Below are 21617 nucleotides of genomic sequence, written 5' to 3' on the forward strand. Positions count from 1 at the left end.
CACACCCCATGACAGACAAGCGAGACCTGCTGATCCTGGGCGGCGGCCTGGTGGGCATGACACTGGCGCTGGCGGCGGCGAAAAAGGGGCTTTCGAGCCACCTCGTCGACCGCGCCGATCCGGCAAGCCTGACGGCGGAGGGCTTCGACGGCCGCGCCTCGGCGATCTCGACGGCAAGCTGGCGCCTGTTCCGCCATATCGGCCTCGAAGACGCGCTGGAACCATATGGCTGCGATATCGCCGCCATCGCCGTGCTCGACCAGATGAAGGCGGGTCGGCTCGATTTCCGCCCCGAGCCGCATGAGGGCACACTCGGCCGCATGTTCGCCAATCGCCAGCTGCGCTTGGCGCTGCACGAGGCGGCGGCGAAGGAGCCGCTGATCGAGTGGCATGCGCCGGTCGAGGTCGTAGCGCGCGAGCGCGGCGAGTTCGGTGTATCGGCGACGCTAGGTGACGGGCGTGTGCTCGAAGCCGCATTGATGATCGGCGCGGAAGGGCGCGGATCGCCTAGTCGCGAGGAAGCGGGCCTGAAAATGGCGAACTGGGATTACAGCCACCGCGCCATGATCGTCGGGCTCAACCACTCAAAGCCGCATGAGAACGTGGCGTGGGAAATCTTCTATCCCGACGGGCCTTTCGCACTGCTGCCCATGCTCGACGGCCCCGACGGCCAGAATCGCAGCGCACTGGTTTGGACGGTCGACGAAAAGGACGCGTCAGGCGTCCTGAAGCTCTCCGACCGCGCCTTCCTCGCCGAGGTTTACAAGCGCATGGGCGATCTGCTCGGTGAGCTCACAATCAACAGCGCGCGCTCGTCCTATCCGCTGAGTTTCCAGCACACGGCGAAGATCGTCGAGCATCGCCTCGCGCTGGTCGGCGACAGCGCGCATGGCATGCACCCGATCGCGGGTCAGGGCCTCAATCTCGGCCTGCGCGATGTCGGCGCGCTGGTAGAAGTGCTCGACGAAGCGGTCCGGCTGGGTCTCGACCTCGGCGATGCGCAAGTCCTGAAAAAGTACGAAGAGTGGCGCGCGCTCGATTCGCTCATGGTGATGGGCGCGACAGACAGCCTGACCCGGATATTCGGCATTCCAGGCAAGGCGGCAAGCGCCGCGCGCCGCCTCGGCATGGCGGGGATTCAGCGTAGCGGGTGGCTCAAACGCTTTTTCATGGATGAAGCACGCGGCATATCCGGAGAACTGCCCGAATTGCTGAAAGCCTAATTCTCTTCGGCCGGGCTCGGCTGCTCGATCCGGTTGCCCGCCCCGTCGCGCAGGCGACGCGGCTCGAGAACGGCTGCGGTCTCGATCAAATCGAGCGCCCGCTGGGCGGCGGCATAACGTTCGGCATCGCGGATCCACCCTTCGGCCTCGTCGGCGCCGGGAAGATTGCGCACCTCTGCAATCGCCGACTGCGTGCGCCCGCTTTCGAGGAACAAACGCGCGCGTTCGAGCCTACGCTCAGGCTGCGGTGAAGGGGCGCTTTCGCGGCGGATGACAAAGAGCTGCGACAGCTCCTCGCCGAACCGGGCCCAACCGCGTTGATCGTTCGGCTGGGCTAAACGCGGGGACAGGCCCTCAAGCCGCGCGATCAGCTGGTCGAGCGTGATCGGATCGCGGCTTGTCCGAATGATCGTGTCTACCGCATTGGGCAGCGCATCTCCGAACCGCAACCGTAACTGGTCGGCCAAATAGCCGAGCTCCGCCCCTTTCTCGAGAGCCCGCCGAGTAGCGAAAGCAATCAGCAGGCCTTCGGCACGTGCAGCATTGCCTGCAGCAGCCTGCGCCTGCAGGTCGAGCCGCGCCAGACGCTGTTCGGCAGCCGCGAGGCGCTGGTCGATCCCGCCCTGCTGCTGCTCGACCCGTTCCACAGCCTGCTGCGCCGCCTCGCTGGCGGTGGCGCTTGGCGTAGGCGTGGGGTCGGCAGTAGGGCTGGCGAGCAGCTGTGGATCCTGCGCAGTCGAAGCAGTCTCGGGCGCATCGCGATCTGTCATCGAATAGACCGCATAGCCAACGATCGCACCGCCGAGCAGGAAACTGGCAAGCACGGCGACGAGAACCGGCCTTGCCGAAGGCCCCTTGCGCCTGGTGCTTATGTAATCGTCCATCGAATTCCGTTCCGCGACCCCGTGGGCCGGTTCTCAAGGCCCCTTCCTATCATTGGTCCTCGGTCTGGCACAAAGCTCTCGCCAAGGCCAGTAGCTCGCTGTCTCCGGGTGCATCGGCGATGTGGATGGATCGCCAACCCTCTCCCGCCATTTCGGCAACGCGAGGGCCAATGACGGCGAGATCGACAACCGCGCTGTTCAGGTCCAGGCGATCGAATTCGTCACGCAGCCGCGCAGCGGCCGCACCCGAATGCAATACCGCCACGCCGCCATCGCGCAGCAGCTCGGCGCTCTCTTGCGACAGGTCTTCCGCCACCGCCCGATAGAGTACCCGGGTTTCGACCTCAATGCCATCGGGCGGACGCAGCGCCACCCTATCCTGGCCTGCAAGGCGCAAGAGCTGGAGCTTCCGATTACCGAGTTCGTCGACAAGTCCTTGTAGCCCTCCCCGACCGGTTAGCCCGACCAGGAACCCGGCAATGCGCGCGGCATCGGCAGTGGCTTCGCCAACCGCATGGACGGGCAGCCGGGTCAGTTTTTCCAAGTGCTTGCCGCCATGCCGGAAGGCATTTGCGCTGCCGACAAGAATGCCGTCGAAATCATCCGGGGACGGAACGGTCCACTCTACCGGCTCGATCGTAAAGAGCGGCGCGCCATGCACGTCGAGTCCCATGTCGCGCGCCGTTTGCGCGCTGACCGACCAACCCGGTTCGGGTCGGAATAGGAAGAGCGGCTTCATACCGAATAGCCGAAATGTTCGGCCACTTCAGGCGGCGCTCCATCAAGCAGCGATTTCGCCAAATCGAACGGGGCGTTCTCGTCGCCGATTGCAAATTCGGTATTGCCGGCGATCCGCACCTTGCCATCGGGGCTGAAGATGGCCGCGTTCAAGGACATGCGCTCGCCGATACGATGCGACAAAGCGGCGATCGGACTGCTGCACGATCCGCCCAACCCCTCCAACAGACGGCGTTCCGCACGAATTTCCGCATGGCTTCCGGGATGATCGACCGGGCCGAGAAGATCGCACATGCGCGCATCGTTGCTGCGACATTCGAGACCAATCGCGGCCTGCGCAGGCGCCGGCAGCCATGCTTCGGGGTCGAGCCGCACCCCTTCCTCGTCCGCGCCCAACCGGTCCAGACCCGCCGCGGCGAGGAAGGTTGCATCCACCGCGCCCGCTGCAAGCTTCGCCATTCGGGTGGCAACATTGCCGCGAATGCCGACCACGTTAAGATCCGGCCGCAGGTTTAGCAGTTGTGCGGCGCGGCGCGGCGCGCTGGTTCCCACTCGCGCGCCTGCGGGAATGTCGGCGATGGACGCCGCACCCAGCAGACGGTCGGCCTTGTCCGCGCGCGGCAGGATGGCCCCAATGGCGATGGCCTCGGGCCGGATCGTCTCGACATCCTTCATCGAATGCACCGCTGCATCGATGCGCCCCTCGAGCAGCCAGTGATCGAGTTCGCGTGTCCACAGCGCCTTGCCGCCGATTTCGGCCAGCGGACGGTCCTGTATCTTGTCGCCGCTGGCCACGACGGGGACTAGTTCCACGGCCGATTCGTCCCAATCATGCGCTGCGCAAAGGCGCGCACGCGCTTCGAGGGCTTGTGCCATGGCAAGCGGAGAACGGCGGGTTCCGAGGCGGATAAGGGGCTGGTCAGGCATAGGTCGGCTTGCCCTAGCGATCCACTTCGCTAAGGGGAAGCGGGATGGCACTGGTTCTCGGCATCGAAAGCTCCTGCGACGAAACTGCGGTCGCACTGGTCGACAGCCAGCGGCGCATCGTCGCGCAGCGCATCGCCTCGCAGGATGCGGAACACGCGCCCTTTGGCGGCGTCGTGCCCGAGATTGCCGCTCGCGCGCATGCCGAACGGCTGGCTCCGATGATCGAGGGTGTGCTGGCCGATGCGGGCATCGCCTTGGCCGACTGCGATGCGATTGCAGCAACCGCCGGACCGGGCCTGATCGGCGGGGTCATGGTCGGGCTGGTTAGCGCAAAAGCGCTGGCCATGGCCACCGACACGCCGCTGATCGCAATCAACCACCTCGAAGGCCATGCGCTGAGCCCGCGCCTCGCCGACGAGACGATCGAATTCCCCTATGCATTGCTGCTGGTTTCGGGCGGGCACTGCCAGATCCTACGCATCGACGGCGTTGGCCAATACCGCCGCCTGGCCACCACGATCGACGATGCGCTGGGCGAGGCGTTCGACAAAACCGCCAAGATCCTCGGTTTCGGCTTTCCGGGCGGTCCGGCAGTCGAACGCAAGGCGCTGGTAGGCAACGCTGCTGCAGTGCCCCTGCCCCGCCCGATGGTCGGCAGCGGCGAGCCGCATTTCTCCTTCGCCGGGCTCAAGAGCGCGGTCCTGCGCGCGCATGAGAGCCGCCAGTACGCGGTCGCCGATATTGCGGCGAGTTTCCAGCAGGCGGCGGTCGATTGCGTAACCGACCGGTTGCGGATCGCACTCGCAGGCATGGAAGATGTCGATACACTTGTGGTTGCGGGCGGCGTTGCGGCCAACACGGTGGTGCGCAACGCGCTCGAACAGCTCGCCGCCAACCGCGCGATGCGGTTTGCCGCGCCGCCGCCCAAACTGTGTACCGACAATGCAGCGATGATCGCCTGGGCGGGGATCGAACGGCTCGGCCAGAACGACCCGCTCGACATTGCGGCACGCCCGCGCTGGCCGCTCGATCCCGACGCTGAACCGGTGCGTGGAGCGGGAGTGAAAGCATGAGCACGGTCGGCGTTCTAGGAGCTGGTGCCTGGGGCACGGCGCTGGCGCAAATGCTCGCCAGCGACGGACGCGATGTACTGATCTGGGCGCGCGAGAAGGAGCTTGTCGAGGAGATCAATTCCGCGCACAGCAATTCGCTCTTCCTGCCCTCTGCCGCGCTCGCCGATACGGTACGGGCGACCGGTAACCTCGCCGATATGGCGCGACTCGACACGCTGCTGGTGGTGACGCCAGCGCAGCATATGGGCAGCGTCCTGGCCGATATGCCTGCGCATCCGCGCGACCTGGTCCTATGTTCGAAAGGGATCGAGGCGGGCACCGGGCGGCTGATGAACCATGCCGCGAAATCCGCAGCACCGGATAGCGCGATTGCGGTGCTCTCCGGCCCGACCTTCGCGCATGAGGTGGCGGCTGGCCTGCCCACTGCGGTTACACTCGCTTGCGGGGACGGCGAAGCGCAATGGGAGCGCCTTGCGCCGGTCATCGCCCGCCCGGCCTTCCGGCCCTATTATTCGGACGATGTGACCGGCGCGGAAATCGGTGGATCGGTCAAGAACGTGCTCGCCATCGCCTGCGGCGTGGTCGACGGCCTCGGACTCGGACAGAACGCGCGCGCAGCGCTGATCGCACGCGGCTATGCCGAAATGCTACGCTTCGGTGAGGCACTGGGTGCGCGGGCGGAGACGCTGGCGGGCCTGTGCGGCCTCGGCGATCTCGTGCTCACCTGCTCCTCGACTTCGAGCCGCAATTTCTCGCTCGGCAAGGCATTGGGTGAAGGTCAGCGGGCCGAAGACCTCATGACAGACCGCCGCACCGTGGCCGAAGGCGCGCATACCGCGCCCGTGCTGGTCGAACTGGCCGCGCGCCATGCTGTCGCCATGCCGATCGTTACGGCGGTTTACGGCCTGCTCAAAGGCGATGCCCCGCGCGAGGTCGTATCCGGCCTCCTGTCGCGCCCGCTGCGCGCCGAACAGGGCAGCGCCGAGTGACAGCGGAAAAACCGGACGAAGACCTTTCCGCCCTCGCCAAGGGCGGGCGGCAGAATTTCTTCGGCTTCATCCTCCGCCTCGTCGCACGCCTGCCGTTCCTATTCATCGCGGGACGTCTTTACGGACCGGACGCTTTGGGGCGTTTCGCCTCTGCATTGGTGGTGGTCGAACTGGTCGCACTGGTCTGTGCGATGGGCGAAAAGCGCGGCCTGGCGCAGCGCCTTTCCGATGGGGAAGAGAGCCATCCGGCCAATCTCGTTTATGATGGCATGTTCCTCGCGCTGCTGTTCTCCTCGCTGGCAGCGCTGTTTTTCTGGTTCGTCCCCGCCCCGCTATTCCCGAGCGGCGAATTCACCGAACTGGACCGTTTCATCGTGCTGGCAATACCGGGCTATGCGCTGACCGAGATTGTCCTCGCCGCGCAGGCCTATCGCTACGATATCGCGACGACGGTGCGCGCGCGAGCGGTGGTCGAACCCTGGACCATCTCGATCATGGCCGGGGTGTTCTTCTTCATACCCGGCATCAGCGATTCCGGGCTCGCTATGGCTTATCTCGCCTCGATCTATGCTGGGCTGGCGACCGGGCTGTGGTCCTTCTTCCGCAGCTATGGTCCGCCCAAGGCATGGCGCCTCCACCCCGTCTACATGGGCAAGATGACCGTGCGCGCCTTACCGCTGGCCACGGCCGATGCGATCGAATGGGGCACACGGCGCGTCGATATCTTCATCCTCGGCCTGTTTGCCGCGCCGGCCGCTGTGGGCGTCTACTACATCGCCCAGCAGGTCGCGAGCCTGCCACAGAAGCTCAAGACCAGCTTCGAGCCGATCCTCGGCCCCGTCATCACCAAGAACCTCAAGACCAAGAATTACGAGGCAATCGCCAAGCAGATCTGCCAGGTCGGTTTCTGGATCGTCGCGATGCAGGCGGGGATTGCGCTCGCGCTCGGCGTGCCGGGCGAGGCGGTCATGGGCCTTGTCGGGCCGGAATTCGTCGGCGGCACCGGTGCGCTCGCCTTCCTGCTTATTGCGGAGGTCGTCGCGGCGACGGCGGTCGTGTCCGAAGCCGTGCTCGTCTATGTCGCGCGGGTGCGTAATCTATGGATATCGATCGGCACAATCGCGCTCCAGGCAGTGCTGACCGTGGTCCTGATCGAAGCAATGGTACGCGGCGGCTACGGCGAACCCTACAAGGCAGCGGCGGCGGCGATCGCGCTGATGCTGGCGCTCGGCACAGCCAGCCTCGTGAAAGCCCTCATGCTTTCGAAGTTCCTCGGCCACACGATCAACACCTTCCGCTGGCCACTGGTCTGGGCGGTGCCCCCGGCAGTGCTGGTCGGCTGGCTGGCAACCCGATTGCCCGAATGGGCTGAGCTGATCTTGGGCGTTCCGGCGATCCTGGCCGTCTATGGCTACATTATCTGGACACGCGGCTTCGGGCCGGAGGATCGGGTGCTGTTCCGCCGTAATCTCGACAAGGACGAACCGACCCGGAAATGATCGGATCGTCGCATGTGCGGCGCGTTCAGTCGGCATTCACCGCCCGGTGAAGTAACTCTGAATCATCGGAATATCGGGGAGGACTGCCCATGCGTTTCGCCACATTTACTGTCACTTGCGCCGCTGCTGCATTGCTTGCCGGGTGTGCCTCGCAGCAAGGGGGCGAGGAAATTGTCCTGACCGGCTCGAAGGCCGAAACCTCGGATAATGGACGGGTCCCGCCGCCGCCGCCCCCCCTCCTCCTCCGCCCCCGCCAGCTTACAGCCTCGCAACGCCGGCCCCCATGGTCGTAACGGGCTCGCGCGTTGACGCGGAAGCTGCCGCGGCGCCCGAACAGGGTGAAACCGCCGACAGCAGCTATCGCTATTTCCCGCCGGTCTTCGTGCCGTCACCGCCCAGCCGCGATCAATATGACGGCGAGGAAGTCTCTTCGGTGAAGGTCGTCGCCAATGAACCGGTTTCGACCTTCTCGGTCGATGTCGACACGGGCGCCTACACCAATGCGCGCCGCTTCATTTCCGAAGGCCAGTTGCCGCCCAAGGGAGCCGTGCGGACCGAGGAATTCGTCAACTACTTCCGCTACGATTACGGTCGGCCGGACAGCGTATCGCAGCCCTTCACAGTGAATACCGATGTCGCGGTGACACCATGGAATTCGAACTCGCGGCTCGTGCGGATCGGGCTTGCGGGATACGAAATGCCCGCGCAGGAGCGCCCCCCGGCCAACCTCGTCTTCCTGCTCGACGTGTCGGGTTCGATGGCGAGCCGGGACAAGCTGCCGCTGGTAAAGACCGCGATGCGCCAGCTTGCGGGCCAACTGACCAAACAGGATCGCGTCTCGATAGTCGTCTATGCCGGCGCGGCGGGCCTCGTGCTGGAGCCGACCAATGACGAGCGCAAGATCAAGGACGCGCTGAACCAGCTCGAGGCAGGCGGGTCTACAGCGGGCGGCGCGGGGATCGAACTTGCCTATCGTGTGGCGGAAGCGAACAGAATTAAAGGCGGCGTAAACCGGGTAATCCTGGCGACGGATGGCGATTTCAACGTCGGCACTTCCGATCGGGAATCGCTGGTCGAGTTGATTGAGAAGAAGCGCGAAACCGGCATCACCCTTTCAGTGCTCGGCTTCGGACGCGGCAATCTGAACGATGCGATGATGGAGCAGGTCGCCAATAACGGGAACGGCAACTATTCCTACATCGACAGCGCGCTGGAGGCGCGCAAGGTACTCGGCGATGAGATGGGTGCGACGCTGTTCACCATCGCCAAGGACGTGAAGATCCAGGTCGAATTCAACCCGGCGGTGGTCAGCCAGTACCGCCTCGTCGGCTACGAGAATCGCATTTTGCGCGAACAGGATTTCGACAATGATGCGGTCGATGCGGGCGATATCGGTGCGGGCCATCAGGTCACCGCGATCTACGAGGTCGTTCCGGTCGGTGCCAAGGGCTGGATCTCGACGCGCCGGTACGAGGACAAGCCCGATACGCGCGCTACCGAGCTGGCGGCCGAAGCGGCCTATGTCAAACTGCGCTACAAACTGCCTGGTGGCGACAAATCGACGCTGCTGACCCACTCGCTGCCCGCATCGGCACTGCGCACCACTCGCGCACCGACCGGCGATTTCGCCTTCGCCAGTGCGGTCGCCGCCTTCGGACAGAAGCTGCGTGGCGATGCCTTGCTAGCGGATTTTTCCTATCCGCAAATTGCCGCGCTGGCCGGGAAGCAGAGCAATTTCTGGCGGCAGGAGTTCATCCAGCTGGTGCAGACTGCGGACGGGCTTGAATAGTCCGCTTGGCAGGCGGGTCGACACACGGCTAAAGCCCGTGTCATGCCGATCCGCCCCTCGCTCGCCATTTTCACAGGAGCCGCGTTGACCGTGGCCAGCGCCTATCTGCTGGCCGAGCCCGTAGCCCCCGGTTTCATCGAGCGACTGGAACGGGACACCGCCGCCGCCATAGTGGAAGCGGGCGGAAGCGGTGTGACTGCACGGTTTGCCAACGTCACGGGATGGCCCTCGCGCCACCCGTTGCTGAGCGGGGGCGAGCGGCTCGACGAAAAGACACGCGCCCGGATCGCGCGAGCCGTCTACAATGTTCCGGGCGTCGGCGGCATCGTCTGGAGCGACGGAACCGCTCGTGCCGAAAGCGATGAGCCGACGTATCAGCCGCTGCATTGCCAGGAAGACGTCGAAGGCCTGCTACGTACCCGTTCGATCCGGTTCGAAGAGGCAAGCAGCGCGATACTTCCTGCGAGCCGTATGCTGCTCGATGAGGTCGCCGATGCGCTGCGCCCCTGTCTCGGCTCGATCATCGCGATCACCGGCCATACGGATCAATCGGGTCCGGAGCCCGGCAACATCGCCCTGAGCATGGAGCGTGCGCGCGCCGTGCGCGAGGCACTGGTGCGCCGGGGGATCCCCCGCGACGGCTTGCGCGCGAGCGGCGTCGGGTCAAGCCAGCCGGTCGAAGGGCTCGCCCCTACCGATCCGGCCAATCGCCGCATCGAATTCTCGGTCATCCGCACCGAACCGCTTCGCCCCACACCCGTCGACACGCCGGGAGCGCGTTGACATGCCTCTATGGTTCGAACTCGCCGCTCTGATGCTTGTCGCCTATATCGCGGGGATCGGTATCGGATGGGCCTTGTGGGGCCGCCACGACACAGACAAGGAATAACGCATGAGCGAACTGCTCCAGATATATTGGCCGCTGATCGTCGCCGCGCTGGTTCTCGGCGTGGCCATTGCCTGGTATGTTTTCAACGCCTCCCGCAAGACGCGTGTGACAGGCACGAGCCGCGATGTGCTGGACGAAGGCGCCGCTCCCGCAGAACGCAACAAGGCGCTGATCGACAGCGCACCGGCAGCGACACCGATGCAACCCGCCGTCGGTGCCGCCATCCAGCCGGATGCGAGCGGCGATGACCTGACACGGATCAAGGGCCTCGGGCCGAAGCTGGCAGCAACCCTGCGCGATCTGGGCGTCACCACCTTTGCGCAGATCGCTGCCTGGGACGAAGCCGGGATCGACCGGATCGACAGCCAGCTCGGCCGCTTTCAGGGACGCATTCGGCGCGACGACTGGGTCGGCCAGGCGCAGTTACTCGCGCAAGGAGACGACGCCGGTTTTGCCGAACGTTACGGCAAATTGTCATAACTCGCGGAACCGATCCCGGATTACGGTTTTCCCTTAGATGGGTCGGCATAAGAGGAGAGCCAGGATGGGGCAGCCTTTGCGTGTGCTCGTCGCCGAAGACGAGCTGATTGTAGGATACGACCTTTGCGACACGGTGGCCGAGGCCGGGTATCTGGTCGAAGGTCCGTATGACGATCTATCTTCAGCAATGCTCGCTTATCAGAAGGCCAAGCCCGATATCGCTATCCTTGATGTGCAATTGGGCGATGGTATCGTCTATCCGCTCGCCGAACAGATGATGGCGGAAGACGTCCCGGTCATCTTCCATTCGGGTCAGCTCACTCCCGACGAGGTTGCCGAGCGCTTCCCGCGGGCACAGGCGTTGTCCAAACCCTGCCCTCCGGCAGCGGTGATCGAATCCGTCCAGCGGGCAGCCGCGCACGGTTGATCGCGCTTTCCGGGACGCTGCCGGAACTTCGGATTGCCACGATCCATTCCCTGGGTGAACCTCAAGGAAAGGAAATCGCATGTCGCTTCAAAAAATGGTCGCCGCCCACCCGCAGGTCGATGACGAGACCGAAGGCCTGATCCTCGCCGCACGGCATGCCATGCTGTGTTCGCTGTTCTGCACGAGCTGCGCCGATGCCTGTGTGGCCGAGGGTATGGATATGGCGCAGTGCGTCCGCACCTGCCTCGACTGCGCCGATATCTGCGCCGCCACCGCGCGACTGGCCGTGCGTCGCACCGCGCAGAATATCGATGTTCTGCGCAGCCAGCTCGAAACCTGCATCACGGCCTGCGAGACTTGTGCAGCAGAATGCGAAGGCCATGACAATCCACACTGTCAGCTTTGCGCGAAGATGTGCCGCGAATGCGCCGACGATTGCCGCAAGGCCCTGCCGGATGTGAAGTGACGGCGCCCACGGGCACGCCCCCTTGCCCCGCGCCCGCAAGCCTGCCATCGGCTGGATCGTAACAAAGGAGACAACATGGCCGGAATGGTGCCCTTCGCCTGGGACGATCCCTTCAATCTCGACGACCAGCTGACCGAGGACGAGCGGATGATCCGCGACGCCGCGCACGCCTTTGCACAGGGCGAATTGCAGCCGCGAGTGATCGAGAATTTCAGCAAGGAAGTCGACGATCCCGAACTGTTCCCGATGATGGGCGAAGCTGGCCTGTTGGGCGCGACCGTGCCCGAGGAATATGGCGGCGCAGGTGCAAGCTATGTCGCCTACGGCTTGATCGCGCGCGAGATCGAACGGGTCGATAGCGGCTACCGATCGATGGCCTCGGTCCAGTCCAGCCTCGTGATGTATCCGATCCATGCCTATGGCTCGGAAGAACAGCGTAAAAAATACCTGCCCGGTCTGGCCAGCGGCCAACTGATCGGTTGCTTCGGCCTGACCGAGCCTGACGCCGGCAGCGATCCGGGCGGGATGAAGACCACTGCCAAGAAGGTCGAAGGCGGCTATGTCATCTCCGGATCCAAGACGTGGATCTCGAACGCGCCCTTTGCCGATGTCTTCGTGGTCTGGGCGAAGAGCGATGCGCATGGCGGCGGCATTCGCGGTTTCGTGCTCGAAAAGGGTATGAAGGGCCTGTCCGCGCCCAAGATCGAAGGCAAGCTGTCCTTGCGCGCTTCGACCACCGGCATGATCGTGATGGACGAAGTGGAAGTCGGCGATGATGCCCTGTTGCCAGAAGTGCAGGGTCTCAAAGGCCCGTTCGGCTGCCTCAACCGCGCGCGTTACGGCATTAGCTGGGGCGCGATGGGCGCCGCCGAATTCTGCCTCCACGCCGCGCGGCAATATGGCCTCGACCGGCATCAGTTCGGTGTGCCGCTCGCGTCGAAGCAGCTTTACCAATTGAAGCTGGCCGACATGATCACCGAGATTTCGCTCGGCCTGCAATCCTCCTTGCGCGTCGGACGGCTGATGGATGAAGGCAAGTTCGCCCCCGAGATGATCTCCATCGTCAAGCGCAACAATGTCGGCAAGGCATTGGATATCGCCCGCAAGTCGCGCGACATGCATGGCGGCAACGGCATTTCGGAAGAATACCAGGTCATCCGCCACATGGTGAACCTGGAGACGGTCAACACCTATGAAGGCACGCACGACGTCCATGCGCTGATCCTGGGCCGGGCGATCACCGGGATCGCCGCGTTTTGATAAGGCTCCATGGATATTATCGCAGCTCGACCAGCTATCGCCTGCGCATCGCGCTGGAATTGAAAGGGCTGGAATACGAATACGTCCCGGTGAACCTGCTCAAGTCCGAACAAAAGGGAAAGGATTTCACCAAGCGCAATCCATTCGGTTCGGTTCCGCTCCTCGAGGTCGACGGCAAGGATTACGTCCAGTCGATGGCGCAAATCGAATGGCTCGACGAAGCCTATCCCGACAAGCCGCTGCTGTCTGGGGACGTGTCGGATCGCTACATCGCGCGCGAACTGGCCTATGCCATCGCGACTGAACTGCACGCGCCTTTGAACCTGCCCGTCCTCAAATATCTGGCCAACGAACACGGCAAGTCGCAGGAGGACATCGGTGTGTGGTATCGCCACTGGCTCGCGCGCACGCTCGACCCGCTCGAGGCGCGGCTGGCGCAGCTCGACACGGCTGACTTCCTGTTCGCCAAGCCCGGCTTCTTCGAGGTTTGCCTGCTGCCGCAGGTCTACAATGCGCGGCGGTTCGGTTTCGACTTCGGCGACAAGCCGCATATCACCCGGATCGAAAGCGCCTGCCTCGCATTGCCCGAATTCCAGCGCGCACATCCGGACAACCAACCCGACAATCCCGAGAGGACCTGACACCCATGAAGCTCGCAACACTCAAGGACGGCACGCGCGACGGTAAGCTCGTCGTCGTCTCCAAGGACCTCACCCGCTATTGCGCCGCCGACAACATCGCGCCGACGCTGCAGGCCGCGCTCGACAATTGGGACGAGATCGCGCCCAAGCTTGAGGCGCTCTATACCGATGTCGAACACCAGGCGGTGCCCTGCGAGCGTTTCCATGAGCGCGAGGCGCATTCACCGCTCCCGCGTGCCTATCAGTGGGCCGATGGCTCGGCCTACATCAACCATGTCGAGCTGGTGCGCAAAGCGCGCGGCGCCGAAGTGCCCGAAAGCTTCTACCACGACCCGCTGATGTATCAGGGCGGCTCCGACAACTTCCTCGCTCCACGCGACGACATCCCGCTGAAGGACACTAAGTGGGGCTGCGACATGGAAGGCGAGATCGCGGTCGTCACTGACGATGTGCCGATGGGCGTCACCAGTGAACAGGCCGCCAACCACATCAAGTTGGTCATGCTGGTCAACGATGTGTCGCTGCGCGGCCTGATCCCGGGTGAACTGGCCAAGGGCTTCGGCTTCTTCCAGTCCAAGCCCGCCAGCGCCTTCAGCCCCGTCGCGGTCACGCCCGACGAGCTGGGCGATGCGTGGAAAGGCAGCGTCATCCACCTGCCGCTGATGGTCGATTACAATGGCGAGCCCTTCGGCCGCGCCAATGCCGGGGTCGATGCGACCTTCAGCCTCGCCGATCTCGTCGCCCATGCGGCGAAGACCCGCAATCTGGGCGCAGGCACGATCATCGGTTCGGGCACGGTCTCGAACCAGGACGAGAATGGCGGCGCGGGCAAGCCCGTTAGCGAAGGCGGCCTGGGCTATAGCTGCATTGCCGAGATCCGCATGATCGAAACCATTGCCGATGGCGAAGCCAAGACTCGCTTCATGGCGCCCGGCGACACCGTCCGCGTCGAAATGAAGGATGCCGAAGGGCATTCGATCTTCGGCGCGATCGAACAGGAAGTGGTCGCCGCCTGACACTCGGGGAGGCAGGTGGTGGCCGTTAGTGCCGCCCCTGCGCTTCCGGGTCGAACCGCAGCGTAAGAAAGCGGGCATCCGCGCCATAGCCGGCAAGCTTGCCTTCGCTCGCCTGCGTATCGCGGAAGCCGAACCGGCGCCAGAACGGCGCGGAATCGGCTACGGCGATCAGGCTGACCGAGGCCAGACCTGTCTCGCGTGCGTGCCGGATTATATGTGGCACGATAATACCGGCTGCCCCCAGGCCGCGCGCGCCGGGGAGGAGCGCCAGATCGTGAAGGTAGAAGGTGTCCGGACGAACGGGCAGACGCTCGATCCGTGCATCGAGCGGCAGAGGTTCCGCCTCGAGCCAGGGATGCCCGATACAATACCCCGCCACCGTGCCGTCGCGCTCCAGCACGAAGGCTCCGGCGGGATAAAGCGCCTGCCGGTCGGCAAAGACCGCGCGGTTTTCCGGCAGGGTGGGATGAACCGCCTCGGATATGCCATGAACCCGGTCGATGTCCCCGGTGCCCATAGCCCGCCATGGTCCAAGCCCACCCATCTGGGTGCTCATCACATCGAGCGGGCGATGAGCATCTTCATGACTTCGTTCGATCCGCCGAAGATGCGGGTGATGCGTGCGTCACGGTACATTTTGGCGATGGGATATTCGTTGATGTAGCCTGCGCCGCCGTGAAGCTGGAGGCACTTGTCGACCACCTCGCTCTGCAACTCGGTGACCCAGTATTTGGCCATCGCCGCCGTGGCGACATCGAGTTCGCCCTTGAGCAGTTTGGCAATGCAGTCATTTACGAAGATGCGCGCCGCGGTGCCGCGCGCCTTGAGGTCCGCGAGCACGAACTGCGTGTTCTGGAAATCCCAGATCGTCTGGCCAAAGGCCTTGCGGCTCTTGACGTATTCGACCGTGACATCGAGCGCCTTCTCGATCCCCGTCGCCGCGCCCATCGCGATGACCAGGCGTTCCTGCGCCAGCTCGCCCATCAGCTGGTAGAAGCCCTTGCCTTCGACCCCGCCGAGCACGTTTTCGGCCGGCACGAAGACGTTGTCGAAGAACAGCTCCGACGTGTCCGCAGCGTCGAGCCCGATCTTGTCGAGCTTCTTGCCGCGCTCGAAACCTTCCGCCCCTTCGGTCTCGAGCAGCAGGAGCGAGATGCCCTTGGCGCGCTCGTTCGGGTCGGTCTTGGCGACGACCACGATGAAATCCGCGGTCTGGCCGTTGGAGATGTAGGTCTTGGCCCCGTTGATGCGGTATCCGTTGCCATCCTTGAGTGCGGTGGTGGTGATCGACTGAAGATCGGACCCCACACCCGGTTCGGTCATGGCAATGGCGCTGACCAGTTCGCCGGTCACGAGCTTGGGAAGGTACTTCTTCTTCTGCTCTTCGGTGCCATGCCGCACGAGATATGGGAGGATGATCGTATTGTGCAGGCTGGCGGCGAATCCATCGACACCGTGCTTGGCCTGCTGATCGATGACCACCATGTCGTGACGGAAATCACCGCCATGGCCGCCATATTCCTCTGGCACCGACACGCCGAGCAGACCTGCCGCCCCCGCCTCGTTCCAGAATTCGCGTTCTACCTGGCCGTCCTCGCGCCATTTCTCCACCCGCTTTTCCGGCGCGTGTTGTTGGTAGAACTTGCCCACGGCGTCGGCGAAGATGGCGATTTCCTCGTCTTCCATGAACTCGGGCTGGGGTACGTCGATTACGGGCATCTCTCGGGTTCCTCTCGAATATCTTTATGGCGTGCCGAAGGGTCTTACTTGCCCTTCCAATTCGGCTTGCGCTTTTCGGCGAAGGCGGCAGCGCCTTCGCGGGCGTCTTCCGATATAAAGACCGGCGCGATCAGCTGCGTCTGGCGGGTATAGCGCTCTTCCATCGGCCAGCCGCGCGATTGCTTGATGACCTGCTTCGAGACGCGAACCGCCAGCGGGCCGTTGGCGACAATGCTGGCGGCAAGTTCTTTCGCGCCCGCCAGCGCGCCGCTCTCGGTCACGCGGTTGATCAGGCCGAGCTCATAGGCACGGGCTGCGTCGATGAAATCGCCGGTCAGCGCCAGCTCCATCGCGATCCTCTCGGGGATCTGGTCGGGCAGCATCATCACGCCGCCCGCAGCTGCCACAAGGCCACGCTTCACTTCCGGAATGCCGAATTTCGCGCCCGCATTGGCGACCACGAGATCGCAGGCGATCATGAGTTCCAGACCGCCAGCCAGTGCATAGCCTTCCACCGCCGCGATCAACGGCTTTTCGGGCGGCTTCTGCACGATACCGCCAAAGCCGCGACCTTCGATGCTCGGCGATTCGCCGCGCAGGAAGCCTTTCAGGTCCATGCCCGAGCAGAAGGTCCCGCCCGCGCCCGTCAGAATGCCGACGCGCAGGCTGTCGTCGCTGTCGAGCCGGTCCATCGCCGCGGCAATCCCCTCGGCGGCAGCCTTGGTCATCGCGTTCTTGGCTTCGGGCCGGTTGATCGTGACGACGAGAATGCCGTCCTCTTCGCTCGTCAGGACTTCCTCGGACATAGCTGCTCTCTCCCATTTCAATTCGAAACTTGTCTTGCACCCTTGCTGCTCGACGTTTACGCAAACGTCAACCGGCATTTGCCGCACAAAACGACAAGTCGAGAGGAGTTCACACCATGGCCGAAGCCTATATCATCGATGCTGTCCGCACCCCGCGCGGGATTGGCAAGCAGGGCAAAGGCGCGCTTGCGCATATGCATCCGCAGCATCTGGCCGCGACCTGCCTTAAGGCGATCAAGGACCGCAACGATCTCGATACGGCGACGGTCGACGACGTGATCTGGTCGGTCAGCACGCAGGACGGCATGCAGGCGGGCGATCTTGGCCGGATGGCCGCGCTCGACGCAGGCTACGACATCACCTCATCGGGCACCACGCTCGATCGTTTCTGCGGCGGCGGCATCACCAGCGTCGCGCTGGCTGCCGCGCAGGTGATGAGCGGGATGGAAGACTGTGTGGTCGCGGGCGGCACCGAGATGATGAGCCTCACCGCGCAGATGTCGAAGGACAAGATGGCCGCTGGGCTCAAGCCGCCAATGATGGGCAGCTATAACCAGCGCCTTATGCGCACTCATCCGCAGAGCCACCAGGGCGTGTGCGGCGACGCCATCGCGACAATCGAGGGCTTTACGCGCGAGGAGCTGGATGAAGTCGGCTTCCGCAGCCAGCAGCGCGCCGCCAAGGCGATCGAGGAAGGCCGCTTCGACAAATCGGTCGTCCCGGTGAAGGACGACGATGGCAATGTCGTGCTCGACAAGGAAGAATATCCGCGTCCCGGCACGACCATGGAAACGCTTGGCCAGCTCGAACCGGCCTTTGCCAAGATTGCCAATGTCCCGCTCGACAAGAACGGCACCACCTTTGCCGGGCTGGTCAACGCCAAATATCCCGACGTCGAGATCCAGCACTTCCACCACGCGGGCAACAGTTCGGGCGTCGTCGATGGCGCGGCTGCGGTGCTGGTCGCCAGCAAGGATTATGCGCAAAAACACGGTCTCAAGCCACGCGCGCGCATCGTGGCCACGGCGAACATGGGCGATGATCCCACGCTGATGCTTAACGCTCCCGTCCCGGCGGCCAAGAAGGTGCTGGAGAAGGCCGGCCTCACCAAGGACGACATTGATCTTTACGAAATCAACGAGGCGTTCGCGGTCGTCGCCGCCAAATTCGTGCGCGATCTCGATCTTGACTGGGACAAGGTCAATGTGAATGGCGGCTCGATCGCATTGGGCCACCCGATCGGTGCCACGGGCTCGATCCTCATCGGCACGATGGTCGACGAGCTGGAACGCCAGGACAAGCGCTATGGCCTCGTAACCATGTGCGCAGCGGGCGGCATGGCCCCCGCGATCATCATCGAGCGCGTGACCGATTTCGTCGACTGACACCGCCTGAGCATGCGCGCCCTCGCCTAGCTGCACGAAAGCGGCTAGAGGGCGCGCCATGCATTTCCTCGATCAAGCAAAAATCTACCTGAAGTCCGGCGCGGGCGGACCCGGTGCCGTCAGTTTCCGGCGCGAAAAATACATCGAATATGGCGGCCCCGATGGCGGCAATGGCGGCAAGGGCGGCGATATCGTGTTCGAGGCCGTGCAGGGACTTAATACACTGATCGACTTCCGTTACGCGCAGCACTTCAAGGCCAAGCGTGGTGGACACGGCCAAGGCAAGGATCGCACAGGCGCAGGCGCATCCGACCTCGTGATCGAAGTGCCCGTGGGCACACAGATCCTGTCCGAGGACAAGGAAGAAGTGCTCGCCGATTTCACCGAAGTCGGTCAGCGCGTGGTCTTCCTCGAAGGCGGCATGGGCGGGCGCGGGAACGCCAGCTACAAGTCTTCCACCAACCGCGCGCCGCGTCAGCACCAGCCGGGCGAACCGGGCGAGGAGATGTGGGTGTGGCTGCGTCTCAAGCTGCTGGCCGACGTCGGCCTGCTGGGCCTACCCAATGCGGGCAAGAGCACCTTCATCAACCAGGTCTCGAACGCCAAGGCCAAGGTGGGGCATTATGCCTTCACCACGCTGGTCCCCAAGCTGGGCGTGGTGACGCACAAGGGGCGCGAATTCGTGCTCGCCGACATTCCCGGCCTGATCCAAGGCGCCGCCGAGGGCGCCGGCATCGGCGACCGTTTCCTCGGTCATATCGAGCGGTGCCGCGTGCTGATCCATCTGATCGACATTTCGGGCGACGATCCGGCGGAAGCCTACAAAACCGTCAATGCCGAGCTCGAGGCTTACGGCGGCGGTCTGGCCGACAAGCCGCAGATCGTCGCGCTCAACAAGCTCGACCTCGCCGACGAGGAACTGGGCAATGCGTTTGCCGAGGAACTGCTGGCAGCAGGCGCGGAAAAGGTCTTTCCCATCTCGGGTGCGACGGGCGCCGGGATTTCCGATCTGTTGGACGGTGTGCTGGCCTATCTGCCCGACCGCACTTCGACCGAAACCCATGCCGAGGAAGTCGAGGATGAGAGCGACTCGCCCGACTGGTCGCCGATCTGACCTTTCAAGGGCTCAACATTTCGTCACCCCCGCAAAGGCGCGGGTCCCGCTAAATCTTCGGTTCTAGGCTTGAAGAAAAGCGGGATTCCCGCTTTCACCTCCGGTCAGCTGCGCTTCTGCGGGAATGACAATGAAAGTTTTGAGCTCCCTCCCCGACCTGCGCCAGACACGCCGCCTCGTAATCAAGGTGGGCTCGGCGCTGCTGGTGGAGGGCAAAGAGGCGCGCACCGATTGGCTGGCGACGCTGGCGACAGAAATTGCAGACCTGAGGCAGAATTCCGAGGTAATCGTCGTCTCCTCCGGGGCAATCGCGCTGGGTGCGGCCAAGCTGGGGCTTGCCAAGGGCGGTCGCGGCAGTCTCGCCGATGCCCAGGCCGCGGCATCGGTCGGTCAGGTCGCACTGGCCCGGCTGTGGTCCGATGCACTTGGAACCCATGGCATTACCGCAGCGCAGATACTGGTGACACTGGGCGATCTGGAAGACCGGCGTCGCTACCTCAATGCCTCTGCCACCCTTGCCCGCCTGCTCGAAGCCGGTGCGGTCCCGGTGGTGAACGAGAACGATAGCGTCGCGACCGAAGAAATTCGCTTTGGCGATAACGACCGGCTTGCTGCGCGTGTGGCTCAGGCTGCGGGCGCCGACGCGGTGATGCTGCTGTCCGATGTCGATGGATTGTACGATCGCGACCCGCGCGAGTCGGGTGCAAAACTCGTCGAGCGCGTAGACGGCGTCACGCCCGAAATCATCGCCATGGCAAGTAGCGCGTCGTCCTCGGGTCTCGGTTCGGGCGGAATGCTCGCAAAACTGCAAGCCGCGCGCATTGCGGAACGGGCGGGCATCACACTCGCCATCGTGAACGGCACCCACCCGTCGCCCATTTCCCGCGCGCTCGACAGCGGCACCGGCACCCTGTTCCCCGCGCAAGCCGATGCCAGCGCACGCAAGGCGTGGCTCGGCGGACGGCTCGCACCCTCCGGCGTGATAACGGTCGACCTGGGGTGTATGGCCGCACTCGAAAACGGCGCGAGCGTGCTTGCCGCGGGCATCACCGGGGTCGAAGGCGCGTTCGCGCGTGGCGATCTCGTCGCAATCCATGGCCCAAATGGCGAGCGGCTCGGCCAGGGGCTGGTCGAATATACCTCGGCCGAATGCAGCGCGATCCTGGGTCTGCGCGAAGAACACCAGTCCGCAAAGCTCGGCTATGCACCGCGCGCCGCCGTGATACACCGCGACCACATGGTGCACGCATGACCATCGCGTTGACCGGTGCCACGGGCTTCGTCGGCAAGGCCGTGCTCGACGAGGCGATCCGGCGCGAGGAACCCCTGCGCGCACTCACCCGCCGCACGCAAGGCCCGCGCACGCATGTCGAGTGGATCGAGGGCGATCTGGCGAATCCCGCCGCGCTCGCAAGCATGTGTCACCAGGCCGACGCCGTCATTCATGTCGCCGGCCTCACCAACACCCCCGACCCGGGCCAATTCGAAGAGGCCAATGTCGGCGGCACCGCACGGCTGATCGCGGCGGCGAAGCAGGCGCAGGCAAAGCGCTTCATTTTCGTTTCCTCGCTCTCTGCACGCGAGCCGGACCTGTCCGCCTATGGCGCATCCAAGGCAAAGGCGGAGAAGCTGGTCGAGGCAAGCGGGCTCGACTGGACCATCGTGCGCCCACCCGGCGTCTATGGCCCGCACGATATCGATTATTTCGAGATGTTCCGCAGCGCGAAATTCGGCTTTGTCCCCTTGCCTCCAGGCGGGGCGAGTTCGATGATCCATGTCGAGGATCTTGCCCGGCTGCTGCTCGATCTCGTCGATGCCTCGCCCGCCCTCGTCCGCCGCCGCATATTCGAGCCCGACGACGGGCGCGAAGGTGGCTGGTCGCACAAGGAAATGGCCAAGGCGATCGGCAATGCGGTAGGGCGACCGATCTTTGCCCCCCACCTCCCCAAATCGGTGTTGGAAGGCGCCGCGAAGCTCGACCGGATGCTGCGCGGCGACAAGGCACGCCTCACAGCCGATCGAGTGGGTTACATGACTCATCCCAACTGGGTTGCGCGGTCTTCCAAGAAAGTGCCCGAAGCGGTCTGGTCGCCCCGGATCGAAGGGGAAGAGGGGCTGCGATCGACGGCCGATTGGTATCGCAAAAAAGGATGGCTTTGAGGGTCTGGACATTCACGCCGGATTGCCCGAAAGGCGCTTTTCCCGGTCGCCGGCTTAGCTCAGTTGGTAGAGCAGTTGATTTGTAATCATCAGGTCAGGGGTTCGACTCCTCTAGCCGGCACCACCTTCACC

Annotated in this window: 22 protein-coding genes and 1 tRNA gene; 17 read left to right on the forward strand and 6 right to left on the reverse strand. The window is 64.1% G+C overall.

Annotated elements, in window-relative coordinates; translation table 11 throughout:
- Positions 1-8 precede the first annotated feature (8 nt).
- Positions 9-1223, forward strand: a complete 1215-nt coding sequence (locus tag DVR09_RS12935) for an FAD-dependent monooxygenase (protein ID WP_115417302.1) — start codon at positions 9-11, stop codon at positions 1221-1223.
- On the opposite strand, the gene DVR09_RS12940 is transcribed toward DVR09_RS12935, so the two are convergent.
- The 3 genes from DVR09_RS12940 to hemC are packed head-to-tail and all read right to left on the reverse strand — an operon-like array spanning position 1220 to position 3772.
- A complete protein-coding gene (locus DVR09_RS12940) occupies positions 1220-2107 on the reverse strand; it encodes a hypothetical protein (RefSeq protein ID WP_115417304.1) in 888 nt (295 codons plus the stop codon). The two genes, DVR09_RS12935 and DVR09_RS12940, sit on opposite strands and share 4 nt — an antisense overlap.
- A gap of 49 nt (positions 2108-2156) precedes the next feature.
- Positions 2157-2846, reverse strand: coding sequence for a uroporphyrinogen-III synthase (locus tag DVR09_RS12945; protein WP_115417306.1), 690 nt, complete (start codon positions 2844-2846; stop codon positions 2157-2159).
- Complete coding sequence (gene hemC, locus DVR09_RS12950) at positions 2843-3772, reverse strand: hydroxymethylbilane synthase (protein WP_115417308.1); 930 nt, start codon at positions 3770-3772, stop codon at positions 2843-2845. Before hemC ends, DVR09_RS12945 begins: the two co-directional genes overlap by 4 nt.
- Positions 3773-3816: 44 nt before the next feature.
- On the opposite strand from hemC, the gene tsaD reads away from it, so the two are divergent.
- From tsaD to DVR09_RS13005, 11 genes are all read left to right on the forward strand, one after another.
- Positions 3817-4845 (forward strand): tRNA (adenosine(37)-N6)-threonylcarbamoyltransferase complex transferase subunit TsaD, encoded by a 1029-nt coding sequence (gene tsaD / locus DVR09_RS12955; protein ID WP_115417309.1) that lies wholly within the window; start codon positions 3817-3819, stop codon positions 4843-4845.
- A complete protein-coding gene (locus tag DVR09_RS12960; RefSeq protein WP_115417311.1) occupies positions 4842-5834 on the forward strand; it encodes an NAD(P)H-dependent glycerol-3-phosphate dehydrogenase in 993 nt (330 codons plus the stop codon). The genes tsaD and DVR09_RS12960 overlap by 4 nt, the downstream gene beginning before the upstream one ends.
- Positions 5831-7333 carry a lipopolysaccharide biosynthesis protein gene (locus DVR09_RS12965; protein ID WP_115417312.1) on the forward strand — a complete coding sequence of 501 codons (1503 nt, stop codon included), beginning with the start codon at positions 5831-5833 and terminating at the stop codon, positions 7331-7333. Before DVR09_RS12960 ends, DVR09_RS12965 begins: the two co-directional genes overlap by 4 nt.
- A gap of 283 nt (positions 7334-7616) precedes the next feature.
- Positions 7617-9122 (forward strand): vWA domain-containing protein, encoded by a 1506-nt coding sequence (locus tag DVR09_RS12970; RefSeq protein WP_174223751.1) that lies wholly within the window; start codon positions 7617-7619, stop codon positions 9120-9122.
- A gap of 42 nt (positions 9123-9164) precedes the next feature.
- Positions 9165-9905 (forward strand): OmpA family protein, encoded by a 741-nt coding sequence (locus DVR09_RS12975; RefSeq protein ID WP_115417313.1) that lies wholly within the window; start codon positions 9165-9167, stop codon positions 9903-9905.
- A 109-nt stretch (positions 9906-10014) separates the two neighbouring features.
- Positions 10015-10491 carry a helix-hairpin-helix domain-containing protein gene (locus tag DVR09_RS12980; protein WP_115417315.1) on the forward strand — a complete coding sequence of 159 codons (477 nt, stop codon included), beginning with the start codon at positions 10015-10017 and terminating at the stop codon, positions 10489-10491.
- A 64-nt stretch (positions 10492-10555) separates the two neighbouring features.
- On the forward strand, positions 10556-10918 hold the full coding sequence (locus tag DVR09_RS12985) for a response regulator (protein ID WP_234041450.1): 363 nt from the start codon (positions 10556-10558) through the stop codon (positions 10916-10918).
- Between the two features lie 79 nt (positions 10919-10997).
- The gene (locus tag DVR09_RS12990) at positions 10998-11384 is read left to right on the forward strand and encodes a four-helix bundle copper-binding protein (protein WP_115417316.1); all 387 of its coding nucleotides are present in this window, start codon (positions 10998-11000) and stop codon (positions 11382-11384) included.
- 84 nt (positions 11385-11468) lie between these two features.
- Complete coding sequence (locus DVR09_RS12995) at positions 11469-12644, forward strand: acyl-CoA dehydrogenase (protein ID WP_115417965.1); 1176 nt, start codon at positions 11469-11471, stop codon at positions 12642-12644.
- Entirely contained in the window at positions 12644-13285 is a 642-nt protein-coding gene (gene maiA, locus DVR09_RS13000; RefSeq protein WP_115417966.1) for a maleylacetoacetate isomerase, read from the forward strand. The genes DVR09_RS12995 and maiA overlap by 1 nt, the downstream gene beginning before the upstream one ends.
- Before the next feature lie 5 nt (positions 13286-13290).
- Positions 13291-14301 (forward strand): fumarylacetoacetate hydrolase family protein, encoded by a 1011-nt coding sequence (locus DVR09_RS13005; protein ID WP_115417317.1) that lies wholly within the window; start codon positions 13291-13293, stop codon positions 14299-14301.
- 25 nt (positions 14302-14326) lie between these two features.
- Here DVR09_RS13005 and DVR09_RS13010 read toward each other — a convergent pair whose 3' ends face one another.
- The 3 genes from DVR09_RS13010 to DVR09_RS13020 are packed head-to-tail and all read right to left on the reverse strand — an operon-like array spanning position 14327 to position 16826.
- Positions 14327-14818, reverse strand: a complete 492-nt coding sequence (locus DVR09_RS13010; protein ID WP_199798574.1) for a GNAT family N-acetyltransferase — start codon at positions 14816-14818, stop codon at positions 14327-14329.
- 38 nt (positions 14819-14856) lie between these two features.
- Positions 14857-16020, reverse strand: a complete 1164-nt coding sequence (locus DVR09_RS13015; RefSeq protein ID WP_115417320.1) for an acyl-CoA dehydrogenase family protein — start codon at positions 16018-16020, stop codon at positions 14857-14859.
- Between the two features lie 44 nt (positions 16021-16064).
- Positions 16065-16826 carry a crotonase/enoyl-CoA hydratase family protein gene (locus tag DVR09_RS13020; RefSeq protein WP_115417322.1) on the reverse strand — a complete coding sequence of 254 codons (762 nt, stop codon included), beginning with the start codon at positions 16824-16826 and terminating at the stop codon, positions 16065-16067.
- Positions 16827-16942: 116 nt separating this feature from the next.
- Between DVR09_RS13020 and DVR09_RS13025 the strand changes: the two genes are divergently transcribed.
- The 5 genes from DVR09_RS13025 (at position 16943) to DVR09_RS13045 (ending at position 21609) form a co-directional block, all read left to right on the forward strand.
- Entirely contained in the window at positions 16943-18211 is a 1269-nt protein-coding gene (locus DVR09_RS13025; RefSeq protein ID WP_115417323.1) for an acetyl-CoA C-acetyltransferase, read from the forward strand.
- A 58-nt stretch (positions 18212-18269) separates the two neighbouring features.
- Positions 18270-19325, forward strand: a complete 1056-nt coding sequence (gene obgE / locus DVR09_RS13030; RefSeq protein ID WP_115417324.1) for a GTPase ObgE — start codon at positions 18270-18272, stop codon at positions 19323-19325.
- 124 nt (positions 19326-19449) lie between these two features.
- Positions 19450-20577, forward strand: a complete 1128-nt coding sequence (gene proB, locus DVR09_RS13035) for a glutamate 5-kinase (RefSeq protein WP_115417326.1) — start codon at positions 19450-19452, stop codon at positions 20575-20577.
- Entirely contained in the window at positions 20574-21485 is a 912-nt protein-coding gene (locus DVR09_RS13040; protein WP_115417328.1) for an NAD-dependent epimerase/dehydratase family protein, read from the forward strand. The genes proB and DVR09_RS13040 overlap by 4 nt, the downstream gene beginning before the upstream one ends.
- 48 nt (positions 21486-21533) lie before the next feature.
- A tRNA-Thr gene (locus DVR09_RS13045) sits at positions 21534-21609 on the forward strand.
- Positions 21610-21617 lie beyond the last annotated feature (8 nt).

The organism is Erythrobacter aureus, from assembly GCF_003355455.1.
In the GTDB taxonomy this organism is placed as follows: domain Bacteria; phylum Pseudomonadota; class Alphaproteobacteria; order Sphingomonadales; family Sphingomonadaceae; genus Qipengyuania; species Qipengyuania aurea.